Annotated in this window: 2 protein-coding genes; both read left to right on the forward strand. The window is 62.0% G+C overall.

The annotated features are described in order from the left end of the window. Positions 1-6 precede the first annotated feature (6 nt). Entirely contained in the window at positions 7-162 is a 156-nt protein-coding gene (locus E1297_RS51085) for a DUF4116 domain-containing protein (RefSeq protein ID WP_368669418.1), read from the forward strand. 56 nt (positions 163-218) lie between these two features. Then, a partial coding sequence (locus E1297_RS51090; protein ID WP_196223090.1) for a DUF4116 domain-containing protein occupies positions 219-439 on the forward strand: 221 nt, incomplete at its 3' end.

Below are 439 nucleotides of genomic sequence, written 5' to 3' on the forward strand. Positions count from 1 at the left end.
GAGGCGGTGAGGCAAAACGGGAGGGCGTTGCAAGATGTTCCGGAAGACCTCCGGTCTCCGGGGATGTGCCTCGAGGCGGTGAGGCAAGAAGGCATAACATTGAGGCATGTGCCGGAAGCCCTCCGGAGGGAGGAGATGTGCCTTGAGGCGGTGGCGTTGTGATTAGTGCCGGTCCCCCTTCGGACGCGGGAGATCTGCCTCGAGGCGGTGAGGCAAGAGTGGCGTGGGCATATGTTCCGGAATCCCTCCGGACGCCTGAGATTTGCCTTGAAGCAGTGAGGCAAGACGGAGGAGCGTTGAGGTATGTTCCGAAAGCCCTCCGGACGCGGGAGATCTGCCTCGAGGCGGTCAGGCAAAGCGGCAGGGCGTTGGGATATGTTCCGAAACTCCTCCATACACCTAAGATGCACCTCGAGGCGGTGAGGCAAAACGGCGGGGC

The organism is Roseibium sp. RKSG952 (assembly GCF_009711355.1).